Annotated in this window: 1 protein-coding gene; it reads right to left on the bottom strand. The window is 53.0% G+C overall.

Translation table 11 applies throughout. From position 1 onward, the window contains the following. Positions 1 to 204: 204 nt before the first annotated feature. A partial coding sequence (locus ACR0EL_RS21825; protein WP_480502265.1) for a LacI family DNA-binding transcriptional regulator occupies positions 205 to 948 on the bottom strand: 744 nt, incomplete at its 5' end.

Genomic DNA, 948 nt, shown 5'->3' with positions numbered 1-948 from the left:
TCATGTCGCCATTATTCACGGTGGCGATCGTGATGGATTGCGCGTGGGCTGCGGCCGTAGCGACGAATGTCAATGCAGTCGCCGCGCGAAGTGCGTGCTTCAGATACATCCCTGTCCTCCCTGAGCTTGGATGTCGTGCAGAGAGCGTAGAGTGTAAATTGTCGCGCCGTCAATAAAAACTTTACGCGCGTTAAAATTATCGAGCTATGCCGAATTCCTTAATACGAGCCGCGCAGGGAAAAGGGTTTCTGTTCGCGCCTCAAATTCTCCCCCGTTTTCAATGAGTTCGAACAGCGTTTCGACACTTCTTCCGGCTACGTTGTCGTAGTCATGCGCAGCTGTGGTCAGAGAAGGGCAGGTGAATTTTGCGAACGGATGATCGTCATTTGAGGCCACGCGCAGCGTGCAATCGTTCTTGCGTCCGACCCGAATCCCCTGTTCGTAACAGGCCGCAAGAAAGCCAATTGCCAGTCGGTCATTGCTGCATAGAACTGAATTCGTCCTCAATTGACGCTCGTCCAGAACTTTCAACGCGCCCCGGTGACCGATTTCTTCAAATGCCCAGCCTATGCCGTCGACTTTGATGATATGAGGCTCAAACCCGAGACGCTCCATCACCTCAACATAAGCTTTTCGACGTTTGTTGGCGTTCGGATTCGCAGGCGTACGCATTTCAAAGAAAGATGGCGGTTCGCCCGTGCGGGTCATGTATTCGACCGTTTGTGACACAAAACTGAAATTGTCCGATCCAACAAAGGCAGCCCCCAAACCATCCAGGTTACTGTCAAACAAGACCGTTGGCACGTTGGCACAGAATTTCTCGATCGCGGATCGGTCCGAGATACGCCCCAAAGGGGCTAGCAAAACTCCGGCGGGTTTCAGGGATTGCAGGCCGTCCAGAATTTCGTTCTCGAGCTTTTGCTCGCCATGTGAGCTGAAGAGAGACGG

This window comes from Ruegeria sp. AH12, assembly GCF_056541465.1.
The sequence above is the reverse complement of the archived record's forward strand: the minus strand, read 5'-3'. Positions and strand labels throughout refer to the sequence as shown.